We start from the raw sequence: 17158 nt of genomic DNA, 5'->3' as shown, positions 1-17158 counted from the left end.
CCATGGCTGCACCTTCTTCCCTGACTCCGACGTCTCAGGGCCAGTCCCTCCCCTGGCTGTTCTCGCCGTTGGTCGATCTCTGCACCTTCCTCGGCAGTGCCGCGATTGCTCTCGGACTGCTTGTCGTCGGTGCACAGTTCGGGTTGTTACACGACGACACGCCGGAGTGGATGTGGGTGCCGGCGATTCTGATGATCGACGTCGCTCACGTATATGCGACCGGGTTCCGCGTTTACTTCGATCGCGCGGAGCTTCGACGGAATCCGTGGCTCTACAGCCTCGCGCCGTTGCTCGGGTTTCTGATCGGGGCGGCCATCTACTCGGAGAGTTCGATCTGGTTCTGGCGGATACTCGCGTATCTGGCGGTCTTCCATTTCGTGCGGCAGCAGTACGGCTGGGTCGCCTTGTATCGAGCCCGTGGTGGCGAGACAGGCCGGGTCGGATATTGGATCGATACATCCGCAATCTATCTGGCCACCGTTTACCCGCTCGTTTACTGGCACGCCGCCTCGCCTCGAAACTTCAACTGGTTTCTTGAAGGCGATTTTCTCTCGCTTCCGGCGATCACGGCCAGTCTGTTTCAGGTCCTCTACTGGATCGCGCTGGGCAGTTACGTTTTCCGGGCGATCTATCGCGGCGTGGTGAAACGCGAATTCAACCCGGGGAAGGACATCGTCGTTGCGACGACTGCTCTATGCTGGTATCTCGGCATTGTCGCGCTCAATTCCGATTACGCCTTCACCGTGACGAACGTCATCATCCACGGCATCCCGTACCTGGTGCTCGTCTTCTGGTATCGCTGGATGAGGCAGCCGGAAGCAGGCAGCAGTCGATGGTCGGCTCTTTTCAGCTTCCTCGGCATCGTCTGGATGCTTGCGTACTTCGAAGAACTGCTCTGGGACACCGGCCTGTGGCACGAGCGTCCCTGGCTGTTCGGCACGGTGCTGAATCTCGAGGCGTGGGAACCGTTCCTGATTCCGCTCCTCGCCGTGCCGCAGATTACGCACTACATCCTCGACGGATTCATCTGGAAGCGACGATCCAACAAAGACCTCGCCAGCATGGTCGACCACTGAAACATTTTCAGGCTTCCGCTGCAGTCGGCTCTTGAATCCACTCCGCTGCGTCAGCTCACCTTGACGGTGCTCCCAGTCTCGGCGGCTTCGTAGATCATCCGCATGTACTTCACATCCTTGAGCCCCTCTTGTCCCGGTGTGCGGACTTCGCTGTTGTTCTTAATCGCCTCGGCGAAATGGTCCATCTCGGCTGCGAAGTGACTGACATGGTCGAGGAATAGCTGCTCTTCCTTCTTCCCCGAGCCGTGGAAGAAACGGTGTCCCGTGTACGTGGTGGCCGGGTCGAGCTTGATCCAGCCATCCTGGAACATCGCACAGTAGCGATTGACCTCAGCCGTACTGTAGCTGGAGGAGCAGTTGGCCATCACGCCGCTCGGGAACTGCAACTGAAACAGAATCGACTGTTCCACTTCTGAGAAGCGGGGATCGTTCTTGTTCTGACGCTTCATCGCATTAATCGCGATCGGTTCTTCCCCGGTGATGTAACGAGTCGCGTTCAAACTGTAGATGCCGATATCCATCAGCGAGCCGCCCCCGGACAGCTTCTTTGAGAGCCGCCACTGATTCGGCCCGCCGATATCGAGCACGGTATCGGAAACGATCATCTGCAGTGGACCGTACTTCTGGCTCCGGGACCACTCAATCACCTTCATGTTGTACGGCTCGTACTGGACGCGGTAAGCAATCATCAGTTTTCGATTCGCCTTCTCGGCGGCGTCAATCATCTGCTGGCAGTCTTCGACCGAGGTTGCCATCGGCTTCTCGCAGAGCACATGCTTTCCGGCCTGGTGAGCGCGGATCGTGAACTCGGCATGCATCGCGTTCGGCAGAATGATGTAGACGATATCGATCTCATCGTTGTCGGCGATGTCATCGAAGTTGTCGTAGTTGTAGATGCTCTTCGGAGAGATATCGTAATGGGCAGCGATCGCCTCGGCTTTGTCCCGATCTCCACTCACCAGAGCAACCGGTTTGGCATGCTCGGCCTGCGAGAACGAGGGGAGGATCTGCTGAACGCCGAATTTTCCAAGGCCGACGATGCAGTAGCCGAGTTTCTTCGGCGGCGGGCCGGGAACGAGTGGCTTCCCATCGCGCGCTTTGGCCGTCTGGCTGACAGGCTGGCCGACCTGCGGATTGTTCAGCTGCACCTGCCGATCGTCCGACGACTTGTCATTCGGTGCGCCGAGCGCATTGCTCGACATTCCGGCGGCGGCCAGTCCTCCCGCTGCAGAGAGGAACTTACGGCGATTCACTTGATGGGGGTCGTGACCGGTCATGGGGCGGCCTCCTGTCTGCGTCGGCCTGAGCGTGACCGACTCTGTTCCGGATCGAGAGTGCGTTTCCGGAGACAGGCCGCAAATGCTATTCCACGGACCTACGGTTTCAGATGCTTCTCGAAGAAGTCCCACATCGCCGTGATTGCTTTCACGCCCGCCTCGCCCTGAAATCCATGCCCCTGCCCTTCAAAGACAATCAATTCGTGGGTCGCGCCGACCGCTTTCATTTTCTCATCCAGCAAGCGAGCCTGTTCAACCGGAACGAGCAGATCGCTGTCCCCCTGCAGCGTGAGCACGGGCGGATCGTCGCTGCTGACATAAGTGATCGGGCTTGCTTTTGTGTAGGTTTCAGACACTTCTTCCGGAGTTCCTCCCATGAACAGACGAAAGATCCAGTCGACCGAACTGGTCTCGTAGCAGCGAGCCATCTCCGTCGGACCGTAGACATTCACCACGGCCTGCACGCGACTCGACTGCTGAGGATTCCCCCCGCTTCCTTCCAGGCCGTCTTTATCGTCGCTGAGACCAACCAGCAGCGAGAGATGTCCTCCCGCCGACCCTCCTGTGACGCCGATGCGGTCTGGATCGACCTGATACTTCTCTGCTTTCGCCCTCACCCACCGCACGGCGGCTTTGGCGTCTTCGATCTGAGCCGGGAAGATAGGGGCAGCCGTCGTCGTTTCCTTCTTCGTCTGATCGAACGTCATCAGCCGGTAAGTGATTGTGACGGCGACATAGCCGCGTCGGGCGGCTTCCTTAATGGCTGGTATGTATCCCTTTCTCGAACCGCCGTGCCAGCCGCCGCCATGGATGAAGACAATCGCTGGGAACGGGCCTTCGCCGTCTGGCCTGGCCAGATCGAGCATCAGTTCCTGACCGCCTCCGGTGCCGTAGATGATGTTCTCTTCGACCGTGATCTCAGCGAGAGTGATTGCGGGCAGGAGGCACAGAGTCAGCAGACCGGCAACAAGCGAGCGGAACGGGGTGCGAAACATGGCGACTCCCTGAACTGATGGAACGAGAAGCGGTGGATGCGGACGCGATTCTATCATGATCAGTGGCAGCGCGATAGAATCGGCAGTCTCCGATCTGATCACTCCTCGCAAAAGGACCTGCCCCATGAAGAAGATTCCACTGCTGTTCTCCACTCTACTCGGGCTGACTCTACTGCTCGCCCCTCAAAACCTGTTCGCCGCCAGGCCGAATCTCATCGTGGTGATGGTCGACGACATGGGTTATGAAGGCGTCAGCTGCTTTGGGAACCCCTACTTCGAGACTCCCGAGATCGACCGTCTGGCAGCCGAGGGCATGAAGCTGACCGACTTCCACTCGTCGGGAACGGTTTGCTCGCCCACGCGAGCCGGTCTGTTGACGGGTCGCTATCAGCAGCGGACCGGCATCGAAGCGGTCATTCATCCCGTTGCCGATCACCCGGAACATCGCAAAGGACTCCAGCTCAGCGAGACGACCTTTGCCGAGGTGCTGAAGGAACAGGGCTACTCCACGGGCCTGATAGGCAAATGGCATCAGGGTTATCCGCACAACTCTTCGGACTATCATCCGCAGCACCACGGATTCGATGAGTTCATCGGCTACCACAGCGGCAATATCGACTTCGTCAGTCACGTCGGCGATCACAACAAACACGACTGGTGGCATGGCAAAGACGAAACCCGCGAGGAAGGCTATTCGACGCATCTGATCAACAAGTACACCCTCGACTTCGTTCGCAGGCACGCCGATGAGGAAAAACCGTTCTGTCTGTACGTGGCTCATGAAGCAATCCATAACCCGGTCCAGGTTCCCGGCGACGCGGTACGCCGCACCGAAGAGCACTGGGATCGCTGGAAGTGGAAGGAAGTCAGCGAGGACGAACGAATTGCCAAGTACAAGGGCATGACGATGCCGATCGACGAAGGGATCGGTCAACTCCGGCAGACTCTGCTCGATCTGGACATCGCGGAGAACACCTTCGTCCTCTTCTTCTCCGACAACGGCCCCTCCTCCGACTTCCCCAGCGGCAGTCCTGAACTGCGTGGCGGCAAGGGGACCGTTTTCGAAGGTGGCCACAAAGTACCCGCGATCGCCTGGTGGCCGGGCACAATCGAAGCTGGGAGCGAAAGCGATCAGCCGATGATCTCCATTGATGTGATGCCGACGCTCCTGTCTCTCGCGGGCGCAGAAAGCTCCGCTCTCGATTTGGACGGCGTCGATCTCTCGCCGGTCCTTCTGCGCGACGAGCAACTGCCGGAACGACCGCTCTACTGGGCTTCGATGGGAAATAACGGGTCGCGTGCCGAAGCAATGCGATCGGGTCCCTGGAAGCTGACCGTGCATCATCCAAAAGCGACCCCGGGGACGTTCGACAATGAAGCCGTGGCTCTTTTCCATCTTGAGAACGACCCGGGCGAGAAGAACAACGTCGTTAAAGAACATCCCGAGACGGCTCGAAAACTGCTCCGCCAGCTCAAGAACTGGTACGACGAAGTCACCTTCGACGCGACGCCCCAGATCGGTGGTTGGATTGCTTCCACGAAGTCTGAGACGCCACTCATCGAGTCGACAAGCAAGGAAACGGTGTGGCGGAATCGCGATGGGAAGAGTCTGACATGGTTCCATCCCCGAGCGTGCATGGTGCCCGAGGATCAGAAGGGCGAATGGACCTGCCTGATGAACCTTCAGGAGATCAGCGGCTCGGACTACTTCGGTCAGATCCACTGGAGTGAATCGAAGGACGCGGGAAAGACCTGGAGCGATCCCGAGCCGATTGAGGCCTTCGGTCGTATCGATGTCCCCGGACATCCCGGTCTGAAAGCCGGGGTGTGCGATGTCACGCCGCAGTATCATCCGCAGACCAAGTCGGTGATTGCCCTGGGACACGTTGTCTTCTATCGCGGCCCGAGATTCGCGCGGGGAGATCAGCTCGCCCGCTATCCTGTCTATGCCGTGCGGCGTCCCGACGGCAGCTGGTCAGAACGGAAGATCCTCGAATGGGACAACCCTGCCGGTTCGACGATATACACCAACGGCTGCGGCCAGCGGATCATCATGCCGAACGGAGATGTGATGCTGACATTCAGCTACGGCGATGATCCCAGCAAGCCGCGAAAGGTCGCTGGTGTTCGCTGCTCCTTCGATGGTGAAGATCTCAAAATTCTTGAAGTCGGACCGCCGCTGGAGAACAGTGCCGGACGTGGCCTTCTCGAACCTTCGATCACTCGCTTCAACGACAAGTTCTACATGACGATTCGAGCGGAAGACGGCCATGGTTATGTCGCCGTGAGCGACGATGGAGTCAACTATCGCAAGCAGAAGGCCTGGGCGTTCGATGATGGTGAGTCGATCGGCATGTCGACGACGCAGCAGCACTGGCTGACGCACTCCGACGGGCTGTTCCTCGTCTATAACCGAGAAGACGAAACCAATAAGAACGTGATGCGGTGGCGCAGTCCACTCTGGGTGGCCCAGGTTGATCCCGAGAAGCTCTGCCTGATTCGCGAAACCGAACAGGTCGTGCTTCCGCTTGTAGGAGATGGCATCGACAACCCGGACGAAGTCGCCCTGATGGGGAACTTCGATGTGACGAACGTTTCTCCGTTTGAGTCGATTGTCACCGTCGGCGAATGGATGCCCCGCCGCAATGCCCGGGGCGATGTGCTGATCGGTCGCATCCGCTGGTCACGTCCGAACAAGTTGTTTGAGACCATGCCGTAAAAATCGATTCCGTACAGGGATCTGTGGAAAACAGAACGCCACTGCCGGAAAGCCCGCAGTGGCGTTTCTATTTTGACGTTCCCTGTTGTTCGACTACGGCTTCTCGAAGCAGAAGAGATGTTTCTCGCCGCGGACAAACATTTGGTTATCGACCGGAGCCGGGGTGGCATCGACGGTCTCGTCGACGGAGTTGGTCGCGACGATCTTCAATTCCGGGCTGTCTTCGATGACCACCGTTTTCCCATCGCGATCGGTCAGATAGATGTGCCCATTGGCCGCGACGGGCGAGGCGTAAATCGTGCCCAGGCCGATTCGTTCCGTCGAATAGTGCGGCTCGCCCGTTTTGGCATCAACGCAGGTCAGCAGACCGGACTTCGCTTTGTAGAAGTAGATCCGTCCCTCCGAGAGCAGGAACGAAGCAATATCGGGGGTGTCCCGTTCGATCGTCCAGACGACATTCGACGAGCCCGCAATATCGCCCTTTCCGTCCGGCTGGAATGCTCCGAGAAATGCGCCGCGAAAACCGCTGCCCACGTAAACAAGGCCATCCGCGGCCACGGGACAGGCGACGGGACGCATGGTCTGACCGCCGCAACGCCACAGCTCCTTGCCCGTTTTGAGGTCGTAAGACCGAGCGTAGTTCTGCCCGTTCATGATGACCTGCTCGTTGCCTGCGTGCTGAACTACAAGCGGCGTCGCCCAGCAGCTCGGTTCGTCGCGTTCGGCTTCCCAGATCGTCTCTCCGGTTCGCTTATCGAGTGCGAAGAGGAACGATTGCCCTTCGTGATCCCAGGGCACGATGATCTTGTCGCCCGCCAGCGTCGGGGAGCTTCCTTCTCCGAAGGTGCCGCGACAGGTCATGTCGCCCAGATCGCGTTTCCAGACCGGCTCCCCTTCCATGGTGTAGCAGTAGAGACCACGCGATCCGAAGTGAGCGTAGACCCGTTCGCCATCGGTACAGGGACTGGCCGATGCAAATCCGTTTGTCGAATGGGTTCCCTCGTGCGGCTGCTCGCGATTGGCCACTCGCTTCCAGTTCAGCTGGCCAGTTGCTCGATCGTAGCAGAGGAGAACGAACTCGTGCTCAGGCGAGCCGCTCGCGGCGTCTGCGTTGTCGACGGGAATGGCCGAGGTCACGAACACCTGATCCTGCCAGATGATTGGCGAGCCGGACCCAAGCCCCGGAAGTTCGACTTTCCACTTCACATTCTCAGTTGCCGACCACTGCACGGGCGGCGTTGCTTCGGGAGCAGTTCCATTGCCGGTCGGACCACGCCAGTGAGTCCAGTTACCTGCCGTGGCACTGGTGGCAGAAAGTGTCAGCATCAGGAGGAAAGGAATCGCTTTCAGCATCACGCGGTCTCCATACAACGGGGAATGGTCAGAAAACTGAGCACGGCAGCGACCTTCTGCGAGACACGAAGCGGACGCTTCCCGCGGCAGCGTGAAGATCGGGCCGCGGTGATCGTCCGGAGCCACGCCGGCGCTCTGCGCAACATGTTAGCAGATGCCGTTGGGGAACAGTACGTTCGGCCACATTCTTCACTCTTCGTCCCGGTCTGAAGCTCCGCGAATCGGGTGCGAAGCCGTCCCGTCCTGCTGGGTGCGACCATTCGCTGCACCACTTGTGCTGGTGTTCTCGACGAAGGCCTTCCATAATCAGAGAACGATGACAGCGCCGCAACTGTGAACTTCGTCTGCACGAAAGGCAATCCGATGAATGCACCCGAGCAGCCCCTTTACGAACGCCTCGGCGGTCCCGACGCGATTCAGGAAGTGGTCGACGCCCTCTATGCGCGGGTTCTGGCCGATCCTTTGCTTAAGCCTTTCTTCGAGAACATCGATCTGGTCAAACTTCGGACCATGCAGTCGGAGTTCATGTGCGCCGCGTTGGGAGGTCCCGAAAAATACAGCGGAATGGATCTGGCCTACGCGCATGCGGGACGAGGGATCAAAGCGATCCATTTCAGTGCCTTCGTCGGTCACCTGCTGGATGTGCTCGAGGACCGAGGTTGCTCCGAAGCGGACATCCAAGACGTTGTCCATCGCATGAATATGTACTCGACCGAAATCACCGGGGCGGTCTCTACAGACGGCTGACCAACGACAGTGGGACATCGATCGAATATGCAGCTCAAACTTACTCCTCTTGCCGCCGTAGCCGTGATCGTTCTGTCCGCTCAGGGAATGCGAGCCGCCCCACCTGAAAGCCCGGCCGATCACGCTCAATCCAACATCACCCGCGTACCCGACTTCGAGGAAGACTGGTCGAGCGGTCAGATCGATCCACAGAAGTGGTATCTCCTTCGCAAGAAATGGGGCCACGGAAACAACGGCGTCGTTCCCGAGAACGTGCGGATTGAGCAGGACCTGGTCGCCGGGGAGTCGCAGAATGTGCTGGTCTGCGAGGGGCACGGCGATCACTACTCGGGCGATGTGATTGGATTCCAGGGGCGTCGCGAGCGGGTCGGCGGAGTGATCGTATCCAAACGGTTCTTCGCTTCAGGCCGGTTCGAAGTCGTGATGAAAGTGGGCGACAGTAAGAGTTTTCGCGGCGGACCACAGAACCCCGCCCATCCTCAGGGAGCCATCCCGGCGATCTGGACGTTCGCCTATCGCTGGGTCGAAGGCGATCCGAACCTCAAGAATGAGTTTATCGCCGGCACGCCGCTTTATAACCCGCACATGCCGGCCTATGGGATCGCCGCCAATGAGTACTGGTCGGAGATCGACTTCCCGGAGTTTGGAAAGGGTGGTGATTTCACCCGGGGCCTCTACAACACGTTCTGCAACAGCAAACACGACCCGAATCTCTTCGACGTCTCAGAGGCCACCGACGGTCAGTATCATGTCTTCACAACGGAGTGGACGACTCAGCTGAACCCCCTCCCCGACCTCACCGACAGACAGGTCGTCGAGCATGAGGGCTATTGGTGGATCCGCGACAAGTCAGTTCCCTTCGAGACCTACCTTGGCAATCCGTTGAAGAAGCTGGGCCCTGACAACTACGCCCTCTACTGTGGAGACAAGGTGTCGCATTGGATCGACGGCCGGTACGTCGCCACGCACACCAGGTACGTTCCCGCGATGGCGGCTCAGCTCAATCTGGGAATTTGGCTTCCCGAATGGGCCGGCCCCGCTCCGTGGGAAACGGCAACTGTTTCCGTGGCCTCGGTCCGCATCTGGCAGTTTGAAAACTCCGGCGATGTGCACGGAGTTCTCGTCGACGACATCGCCAACAACTTCAGGGAAGATGGAAGCCCGCTTCCAAACCCCTGAAATCGGCCATCCAGTTCTGAAGGGCCCCTGCGATTTTCCAGAAACGCACAAACTCGTGTTAGTGCAGTTCACTTAATGGTGTAGCCGTTCCGTCCGCATAAGTTGCCGCGTTTCAGGCGAAAACTCGGTTCTATGCGGACAAACGGTAGAGCGATCCGCTCTACCGTCGCAGAGACTGCCCCGAAGATTCGTCCGGCGATCCCGTGATCGGAATGGGAACGATCTGCAAATTGATCTCGCTATCGTCGGCAATCTTCAGCACATCCCGACAATGCTCGTGGCAGCTGATACAGACATTAAGCATATGCATGTATGTGAAGGCGGCTCCTTCAAGGTTGCGAGTCTCGGCTGTCCGCGCGATCTTCTGCGTCAGACGATGCATTTCCGTCCGATGGTGGGCGTAGACCTGATCGTCGGTCTCAATCCAATGGAGCGTCTGACAGATCCGGTCGAGGTCTTCGGCTCCCTCAGCGATTTTCCCAAAGTCCCGCGAAACCAGGCCTTCGAGCACGGCCTGAGAACTGGCCAGCTTGGCCCGCATTAGCGGGCCTTGACTTTCCTCGCTCCGGGAACTCGACACCTGCTCGATAGGTTCAGAAGAATGGACGACGATCGCCGAAAGCACGGCGAGAAGAATTGAGCAGCTGAACGTCAGACGTTTCATAACAGATCTCCGATCCCGAACCTGCGAACTCCTTCCTGAATTCGCCCTCTGAACTCCGGCCGCGGAAATAGGCGGCCTGTTGAGTGAGATCGGCTGACTTTGACGCGAGAGATCTGCTTGAATACGAAACCTCAGGAATTCTACCTACGAGCCCGTCAATCTGTAACGGTTAGGGCCTTTTCATGCTTCTCCTGCAGGCGCATGGGCGACAATCCCCCGCCATGCTGAGTTTGCTCCTGCAAACGCGTATCGTCGAATTTTGAATTTGCCCCGGGCAGCCTGAACGCACGAGGCTACATCGCGAGATGTGGCAAGTCCGCAGAGTTCTCTCCAGTTGATCAGCTCAGGATGTCTGAGATCACATGTCCGTGAACGTCGGTAAGCCGGCGATCGATTCCGTCATGACGAACGGTCAGCCGGGTGTGATCAATCCCGAGTAGATGCAGCATCGTGGCGTGAATGTCGTACACCTGCGTGGGATGATTGCGATCGAGCGGTTTGTATCCCCACTCGTCGGAAGGACCATGGCTGATGCCGCCCTGAATGCCGCCTCCACAGAGCCAGTTGGTGAAGACGTACGGATTGTGATCGCGTCCCCGCCCTCCCTGACTGCTTGGCATGCGACCGAATTCGGTTGTCCAATGCACGATCGTATCTTCGAGCAGCCCCCGTTCCTTCAGATCCTTGATCAGAGCGGCCGCTCCCCGAGCCATCCCGCGCGCAAGCGGATCATGGTCTCGCTGCACATCTTCGTGGCTGTCCCAATTTCGCCGGGGAAAGCCGTTGTCATTCCCCGACCAGATCTGCACGAAACGGACGCCGCGTTCCAGCAACCGTCGGGCGATGAGACATTTTCGGCCGAAGTACTCCTCTTCTTCGGGGGCATTGATCTGATCCGGATACGTCGCTCCGGCTCGATCGAGTCCGTAGGCCTTCAGCACATGCAATGGCTCGTCGGAAAGGTCGAGGGCTTCCGGTGCACTCAACTGCATAGCTGCGGCAAGTTCGTACGACCGGATCCGGGCTTCCAGTCGTGAGTCGCCTGGACGCTCTTCTTCAAACCGATGATTCAACTCGCGGAGCAGTGCCAGTCCGTCCCGGTCCCCTTTCGCGGTCACGAACTCGGCCTTCGCATTCAGATCCTCAATCGGATTTTCCCGCTGAGGAAAGATCACCGTTCCCTGAGAACTGGCCGGTAGAAACGCCGCTCCCCAGTTCTTCGGGCCGTTGCTGGCATAACCACGATGATCTGGAAGCACGACGAACGTGGGCAGATTTTCGTTCTCTGAACCGAGTCCATAACTGACCCAGGATCCCATGCCGGGAAAGCCGGGACGCTGAAACCCGGTTGCCTGCAGGTAAGTCGCCTGCGAATGGACCCCCGTTTTTCCAACCATGTTGTGCACGAAGGCGATGTCGTCGACACAGTCGCCTAACGGCTGCACGACTTCACTAAGCCGCTTACCATTTTCGCCATAGGGTGCGAATGCAAACGGCGACTTCATCCATGGCCCCAGCCCATTCTGAAATGCTTCCACGTGCTCGCCGAAATCAGACGGCTCTCCGTGATGGCGATCGAGCATCGGCTTGTGATCAAACAAGTCGATGTGACTGGCCGCCCCGGCCATGAACAGCTGCACGACCCGCCTGGCTTTCGGCGGATGATGCAGAGTCTGGAGAACGCCATTCGTCGCTGCCCGAGTCTCGTCGTGCAGCATTGTGGCCAGTGCCATCGCTCCGAAGCCCTGTCCGGACTGGCTGAGAAATGTTCGGCGGTTGAGCATGGCGTTTCCCGTCAGTCGACGTACATGAATTCGCTGAGATTGAACATCACACGGCACAGATTGGCCAGGCCGTGGTCAGTTCCGTATCGTTCGAGAGCTTTCTGTTCCGCCGCGTTCGGCTCCCGCTGCGCAATCAACTGGAATGCCAGCACCACCTGGTCCGAAAGTTCGGACGACTCAGTCCTCAATCGGTCGGCAAACCGCTCGGACATCGCCAGATTGAAGGGGTTATTGAGCAGAGAAAGAGCCTGAAGAGCCGTCAGCGTCTCGTTGCGTTTCGGCGTGCTTTGCGAGGAATCCGCACAGTCGAGCGTTGTCATCCAGGGGTCGGGCTGCGACCGGACTACGAACCGATAAATACTGCGGCGATGCGACACCGGATCGGTTGGATCGAACAGATGATACTCGTAGTGAGGCGAGTGGTCCGCCTTCTCCAACTCGAACAGATAATAGCCCGGTCCGCCCATGGTGAAGTCCATCGCTCCACTGACAACCAGGATCGCATCCCGGATTTCTTCTGCCGTCAGTCGGCGACGATTTATTCTCCACAGCAGTTGATTTCCGGCATCAGCAGTCGCGTGCCCCTCATGATGAGCGGATGACTGCCGGTACACACTACTCGTGACGATCAGACGATGCAGATGCTTGAACGAGCCTCCCGAGTCGCGGAACTCGCAGGCCAGCCAGTCGAGCAAATCTGGGTGGGTCGGTTCCGCTCCCATCCGTCCGAAATCATTCGGCGTCGCCACCAGCCCCTGATCGAAGTGGTACTGCCAGACGCGGTTCACAATCGAACGCCAGAGCATCGGATGGTGAGGCGACGTGACCCATTCCGCCAGTCTGGCTCGACGCTCCGCTTCGCTCAGTCCCGGTTCCATTCGAGAGACTTCGTCGGCCGCCAGAGGCAGCACACACGGATCAGCCTTTTCCTTCGGGTGCTGAACGTCTCCTCGATGAAGCACCTGCACCTGACGCGGTTTCCCTTCAGTCGGTTTGAAGTTCCCCTGAGCCGGGAAATGCGTGGTGGCCGCGTAGACCGTTGAACCAGCGGGAAGATTCTCGAGTTGCTTTCGGCTCGCAGTCAGCCGCGACTGGAGTTGCTTCCGACGTTCGATCCGGGCCGGAGTTTCGATCTGTGTTCGGAGGACGTTCCTCTCCTCTTCCAGATCAGCAAGTTGCTCAGCCTCGACCGGGTTCGCATACCGCGCCCAGCTTCCATCGATCAAATTGTCGCGCGACCAACGGACGGGAGCCTCAATGGAATCGAGACTTGTCACTACCGCACCGTCGAGTGGACGTTCTCCCTTCTCCGTTCCACGGCTGTGGATCTCGAGTTCAGCCAACGCGAAGATGAAGTCACTCTTTCGCGGCGCCAGTCTCGTCGCCGTGATCCGAATCCGCTCTACGGCGGTCAGATCCTGAACAACGTCGAAGCTGCGCAATCCCGGGTTCGGGAAGTCCGCTTCGGTTTGATCAACTACCGTTTGCCATTTCCCGTCGATACCGGCGACTTCGATGCGAAAGCGAACCGGGAAGCCGAACCCCGCTCCGATGCCCGCATAGTCATCGTGACAGGGATGCAGCGAAAGCCCGGTGAGGTCGGTCGGCTTCGCCAGCCGGACCTCGACCCATCGGGCGGTGTCGGCTGAGGTGGCGATGGCGCTGTGATAGCCGAACTCGGGTTGCTTCAGAACGGTCTGAGCATCCTGCAATCTGGCAATCTGACTTTCGAGTTCCCTCAGTCGCTCGCCGCCAGCCTGTTCGATTTCTGTCTCCAGAGCCGTCAGTTCCGCATTCGTCTCACGGATCACACCGGCCAGTTCCTGCTTTCGAGCTTCCACCTCAGGATCTAGATCATACACCCGCTCTGCTCGATCGACCGCCGCAAAGACCGCCTGCAGTCCGTAGTAGTGCTCCTGAGTGATCGGATCGAACTTGTGGTTGTGGCAGCGGGCGCATTGGACCGTCAGGCTGCAGAACGTGTTGATCACGTTCGACACCATATCGTCGCGATCGAGGTTGCGGGCCACCTTGCCGTCGATCTTCGATTCCGGGACTTCGACATGACCGATGAAATCCCACGGCCCGGCAGCGATGAAGCCCAGCCCGAGGATGCCGTCCCGATCCCCTGGAAAAAGAACGTCTCCCGCAATCTGCTCCTGTACGAAGCGTGCGTACGGCTTGTCCTCATTGAACGAACGAATGACGTAGTCGCGATACGGCCAGGCGTTCGGTCGCAGCTTGTCCTTATCGTAGCCGCAGGTATCGGCGTACTTCGCGACATCGAGCCAATGCCGCGCCCAGCGTTCTCCATAACGAGGAGACGCCAGCAACCGATCGACCAGCTTGTCATACGCTTGCGGATCGGGATCCGCAAGAAAGGCCGCTGTCTCCTCCGGCGAAGGCGGCAGTCCTGTCAGGTCGAACGTGACGCGACGGATGAGCGTTCGACGATCGGCTTCTGGTGAGTGGGTTACCCCTGCCTGTTGATGCCGAGCCGCGATGAAGGCATCGATGGGGGTCCGCCCCCAGTCGCTCTGGCTTTCCCGAATGTCCGGACGTTCAAGCGGCTGGAACGACCACCAGTCGAAGTTGTCGACCAGATGCTCCGCAAGCACGAGGCCCTCGGGCCAGACGGCTCCGTCCGCGATCCACGATTCAATCGCCGCGATCTCTTTGGAGGACAGCGGATCGGCGTCTCGCGGCATGCGGGCTTTGCCATCGACCGGCCTGATCACATCGAGCAGATGACTTGCCGACGGTTCACCGGGTTCGAGATACCCCGATTCGAGCACGGCTTCGGCGGAATGCAGAGAGAAGTCCCCCTGCATCCGCTCCTGGTTATGACAGCTCAAACAGCGGCGCTGCAGGATCGAGGCGATCTCCGCACGAAACCGATCCTCTTCACGGCCGGCTTCCGCTAAAAGGGGAGCCGTTGAAAGAAGCAGTGTCAGCATGCCGGTCGTGAGTACCCGGCGGAATCGACGTTGCAATATTCCAGTCTCCAATGACCGAACTGGTGAACAATCAGCGGCCTGATGTGCGACCACTCCAGTGAAGTGATAACACATCAGGCTTCAATGATGCAAAACAATTCAAGACGGAGAAGACGTGGCTTCCTATTCGAAGGGCGACTTGACTTCGATCCCGGTTAAACGCAGGTAGGTCACCAGAATGGCGCGGTGGTGGACCACATGATTGAACAGCCATGTCCGCAGGCACTCTTCTTTCGAGAGAGTGAAGAAGATCTCACCGGCTGCCTTCAGAGACCAGTCCTCCGTCAGCACCTCGTCGGACGCCTCTTTCAATGCCTCCCTGGCGGCAACGCCATTCTCGTCAAACTGCAAGAGCAGTTCCTGAGGATCCTTGATCGAAGAAGGCGGAATCGGCCCCTGCCCGACGGGAGCCATGTCCCATTCGGAATCGCGTACGATGGTTGGCGTCCAGCTGACAATGTCGACCAGATGATTCGCATTCCAGCCGATCGTCTGCAGCCCCTCCAGCGGCTTCCAGTCCATTCTGTCCGCCGGAACCAACTCCAGGACCGCTCGCGTTCGCGGCATCTCCCGATCAAATTCCTGGATCATCATTTCACCGATCTTCATCTGTGTTCCCTTAGCGAAGTCCCTGTGTTTGCTGTTCAGTGCCGCGATTCTAATCGGAGGAGATCGAGCCTGCCTCTCTCACTGGCCTGGATCCCGTACTTCCAAATGCGACCCTGAATACTTCGGGGCGACGCAGTCCCAAAGCGATCCACGCCACGACTCCAATGATGATTGGCATAAAGAACGGATCTTCCACACGAACATGCGTGACTGTCGCGCCCCCGAGATATCCGGTGAGCAAGACCGTCGCGATGAAGTCGACGCGAGGCACAAGGTACAGCACGGCAATTGCGACTTCGACGTAGCCGATCTGAACCATCTGTTCTTCGGTGAAACCAAACTTGGCGAACATCTCGTCTTTGCCTTCCCAGTCCGTGAACTTTCCGCCTGCGCTGGCAAAGATCAAAAATGCACTGAGCAGTCCGCTCAGCACCCATCCCGCGATCTGCCCCTTTGACATTCTCTGTCTCCCATTGTGAGTACGTGGTTGTTAACGAGTTTTGTGAACAATTCAGGAACGTCAGTCGAAGGAGGCCGGTGGCTCTTCCAGAAGTGCGACCATCCATCCTATGCCGAATTTGTCAGTCACCATGCCGAAGTGAGACGACCAGAATGTCTTGCCCAGAGGCATTGTCACCTGCCCGCCTTCGGAGAGTCCAGCGAACGCACGATCGACCTCAGCCTTTGTCGGCAAAGCCAGCGACAGCGAGAAGCCGGCGAATCCGGAACTGGCTTCGCAGCCATCGGACGCCATGATCCGATTCTTCCCCACCCGGAAGGAGGCATGCATCACTTTCTCCTCAAACCCCGGCTGCAATGTTCCTTCGGGAGGCGACTCCGGACTCTCGTTGAACCGCAGCAGCATTTCTATCTCGGCTTCGATCGCCTGTTTGTAGAACTCCAAAGCTTCTTCACAACGGCCGCCGAAGAAGAGATAAGGCTGAATCAACGTCTGAGACATGAGGAATTCTTTCAGTGAATGGATTGAGAGGCCTGTTGAACCACGGTTTACTGTCCCCGACTGGGAGCAGCCTCCGTGACAACAATCAGTCGAACGAGCAGCTCTCGCGTCGACAGGAAACTTCTCGTTTTTTCACGGGAAGTTCTCATCGTAGCTCGAAAGCATCGTAATTTGTTGAGAAAGGAATTGATCAAACCGCCCTTGATCGCTCAGAATTCAGAGTGGTTCGCACTCCGCGAGTTTTCTAATCGATCATCGTACTGGTCGGGAATGTCCCATGAGATCGCGATATCAACACATCCTCGTTCCAGTCGATTTCGGCCCTCGCAGTCAGTGGGCGGTCGATGTGGCGATTGAAGTCGCTCAGGTTAACTCCTCGCGCGTGACGCTGCTGCACGTCGTTGAATCGATCGATTCCGCAGGCGAAGACGCCGAGATTCAGGACTTCCTGCAGCGGTGTGCCCAGCGGGCAGAAGTCGATCTCGAACGATATGCCCAGCCTTTTGCTGATATCGGTCTGACCGTCGATTTCCACGTCGTCACCGGACGACGCGTCCCCGAAGTTATCGGCTGGACCGTTGCCCACTCCGTTGATCTGATCGTTCTCAGTTCGCATCCGGTCGATCCGCAACATCCGGCGCAAAGCCTGGCGACGCTCAGTTATCAGGTCGCTCTCGGAGCCCCCTGTTCCGTGTTTTTGGTGAAGACGCCTGCTTCTGAACAGGAGACTTGAGCGCGGTCCACTTTCAGCGACTGCCCAACGAAAAAGGCGGCGAGCCCGTCTTTCGACGAACTCAC

14 protein-coding genes are annotated in these 17158 nt (G+C 58.3%); 5 read left to right on the top strand and 9 right to left on the bottom strand.

The features are described from left to right. Nucleotides 1–2 precede the first annotated feature (2 nt). On the top strand, nt 3–1076 hold the full coding sequence (locus tag L1A08_RS21000) for a hypothetical protein (protein WP_238758523.1): 1074 nt from the start codon (nt 3–5) through the stop codon (nt 1074–1076). Between the two features lie 50 nt (nt 1077–1126). On the opposite strand, the gene L1A08_RS20995 is transcribed toward L1A08_RS21000, so the two are convergent. Further along, on the bottom strand, nt 1127–2353 hold the full coding sequence (locus L1A08_RS20995) for a Gfo/Idh/MocA family protein (RefSeq protein WP_238758522.1): 1227 nt from the start codon (nt 2351–2353) through the stop codon (nt 1127–1129). A 98-nt stretch (nt 2354–2451) separates the two neighbouring features. Next, nucleotides 2452–3348: an alpha/beta hydrolase gene (locus L1A08_RS20990; RefSeq protein WP_238758520.1), complete on the bottom strand. Its 897-nt coding sequence runs from the start codon at nt 3346–3348 to the stop codon at nt 2452–2454. A 124-nt stretch (nt 3349–3472) separates the two neighbouring features. Between L1A08_RS20990 and L1A08_RS20985 the strand changes: the two genes are divergently transcribed. Continuing rightward, nucleotides 3473–6067, top strand: coding sequence for a sulfatase-like hydrolase/transferase (locus L1A08_RS20985; RefSeq protein WP_238758519.1), 2595 nt, complete (start codon nt 3473–3475; stop codon nt 6065–6067). A 93-nt stretch (nt 6068–6160) separates the two neighbouring features. On the opposite strand, the gene L1A08_RS20980 is transcribed toward L1A08_RS20985, so the two are convergent. Beyond that, the gene (locus L1A08_RS20980) at nt 6161–7546 is read right to left on the bottom strand and encodes an outer membrane protein assembly factor BamB family protein (protein ID WP_238758518.1); all 1386 of its coding nucleotides are present in this window, start codon (nt 7544–7546) and stop codon (nt 6161–6163) included. Between the two features lie 237 nt (nt 7547–7783). Here L1A08_RS20980 and L1A08_RS20975 point away from each other — a divergent pair, with 237 nt between their 5' ends. Both L1A08_RS20975 and L1A08_RS20970 read left to right on the top strand, forming a co-directional pair. Next, nucleotides 7784–8167, top strand: coding sequence for a group I truncated hemoglobin (locus tag L1A08_RS20975; protein WP_238758516.1), 384 nt, complete (start codon nt 7784–7786; stop codon nt 8165–8167). 27 nt (nt 8168–8194) lie between these two features. Beyond that, the gene (locus L1A08_RS20970) at nt 8195–9346 is read left to right on the top strand and encodes a glycoside hydrolase family 16 protein (protein WP_238758515.1); all 1152 of its coding nucleotides are present in this window, start codon (nt 8195–8197) and stop codon (nt 9344–9346) included. Between the two features lie 160 nt (nt 9347–9506). On the opposite strand, the gene L1A08_RS20965 is transcribed toward L1A08_RS20970, so the two are convergent. The 6 genes from L1A08_RS20965 to L1A08_RS20940 form a co-directional block, all read right to left on the bottom strand. After that, complete coding sequence (locus L1A08_RS20965) at nt 9507–10010, bottom strand: hypothetical protein (protein WP_238758514.1); 504 nt, start codon at nt 10008–10010, stop codon at nt 9507–9509. A gap of 338 nt (nt 10011–10348) precedes the next feature. Beyond that, nucleotides 10349–11794 (bottom strand): DUF1501 domain-containing protein, encoded by a 1446-nt coding sequence (locus L1A08_RS20960; RefSeq protein ID WP_238758513.1) that lies wholly within the window; start codon nt 11792–11794, stop codon nt 10349–10351. An 11-nt stretch (nt 11795–11805) separates the two neighbouring features. After that, nucleotides 11806–14787 (bottom strand): PSD1 and planctomycete cytochrome C domain-containing protein, encoded by a 2982-nt coding sequence (locus L1A08_RS20955; RefSeq protein ID WP_238758512.1) that lies wholly within the window; start codon nt 14785–14787, stop codon nt 11806–11808. A 126-nt stretch (nt 14788–14913) separates the two neighbouring features. Next, nucleotides 14914–15399: a DinB family protein gene (locus L1A08_RS20950; RefSeq protein ID WP_238758510.1), complete on the bottom strand. Its 486-nt coding sequence runs from the start codon at nt 15397–15399 to the stop codon at nt 14914–14916. 49 nt (nt 15400–15448) lie between these two features. Then, on the bottom strand, nt 15449–15859 hold the full coding sequence (locus L1A08_RS20945; protein ID WP_238758509.1) for a DoxX family protein: 411 nt from the start codon (nt 15857–15859) through the stop codon (nt 15449–15451). Nucleotides 15860–15919: 60 nt separating this feature from the next. Beyond that, on the bottom strand, nt 15920–16360 hold the full coding sequence (locus tag L1A08_RS20940; protein WP_238758507.1) for a VOC family protein: 441 nt from the start codon (nt 16358–16360) through the stop codon (nt 15920–15922). Between the two features lie 277 nt (nt 16361–16637). Here L1A08_RS20940 and L1A08_RS20935 point away from each other — a divergent pair, with 277 nt between their 5' ends. Beyond that, nucleotides 16638–17093 (top strand): universal stress protein, encoded by a 456-nt coding sequence (locus tag L1A08_RS20935; protein WP_238758506.1) that lies wholly within the window; start codon nt 16638–16640, stop codon nt 17091–17093. Nucleotides 17094–17158 lie beyond the last annotated feature (65 nt).

Source organism: Rubinisphaera margarita, assembly GCF_022267515.1.
Lineage (GTDB): Bacteria > Planctomycetota > Planctomycetia > Planctomycetales > Planctomycetaceae > Rubinisphaera > Rubinisphaera margarita.
This window is presented reverse-complemented; position numbering and strand designations above follow the sequence as displayed.

What these genes read in the sequence shown, in the direction of transcription:
- L1A08_RS21000 (WP_238758523.1), top strand. Translation starts at nt 3, where the DNA reads ATGGCTGCACCTTCTTCCCTGACTCCGACGTCTCAGGGCCAGTCCCTC.
- L1A08_RS20995 (WP_238758522.1), bottom strand. Translation starts at nt 2,353, where the DNA reads ATGACCGGTCACGACCCCCATCAAGTGAATCGCCGTAAGTTCCTCTCT.
- L1A08_RS20990 (WP_238758520.1), bottom strand. Translation starts at nt 3,348, where the DNA reads ATGTTTCGCACCCCGTTCCGCTCGCTTGTTGCCGGTCTGCTGACTCTG.
- L1A08_RS20985 (WP_238758519.1), top strand. Translation starts at nt 3,473, where the DNA reads ATGAAGAAGATTCCACTGCTGTTCTCCACTCTACTCGGGCTGACTCTA.
- L1A08_RS20975 (WP_238758516.1), top strand. Translation starts at nt 7,784, where the DNA reads ATGAATGCACCCGAGCAGCCCCTTTACGAACGCCTCGGCGGTCCCGAC.
- L1A08_RS20970 (WP_238758515.1), top strand. Translation starts at nt 8,195, where the DNA reads ATGCAGCTCAAACTTACTCCTCTTGCCGCCGTAGCCGTGATCGTTCTG.
- L1A08_RS20965 (WP_238758514.1), bottom strand. Translation starts at nt 10,010, where the DNA reads ATGAAACGTCTGACGTTCAGCTGCTCAATTCTTCTCGCCGTGCTTTCG.
- L1A08_RS20960 (WP_238758513.1), bottom strand. Translation starts at nt 11,794, where the DNA reads ATGCTCAACCGCCGAACATTTCTCAGCCAGTCCGGACAGGGCTTCGGA.
- L1A08_RS20950 (WP_238758510.1), bottom strand. Translation starts at nt 15,399, where the DNA reads ATGAAGATCGGTGAAATGATGATCCAGGAATTTGATCGGGAGATGCCG.
- L1A08_RS20945 (WP_238758509.1), bottom strand. Translation starts at nt 15,859, where the DNA reads ATGTCAAAGGGGCAGATCGCGGGATGGGTGCTGAGCGGACTGCTCAGT.
- L1A08_RS20940 (WP_238758507.1), bottom strand. Translation starts at nt 16,360, where the DNA reads ATGTCTCAGACGTTGATTCAGCCTTATCTCTTCTTCGGCGGCCGTTGT.
- L1A08_RS20935 (WP_238758506.1), top strand. Translation starts at nt 16,638, where the DNA reads ATGAGATCGCGATATCAACACATCCTCGTTCCAGTCGATTTCGGCCCT.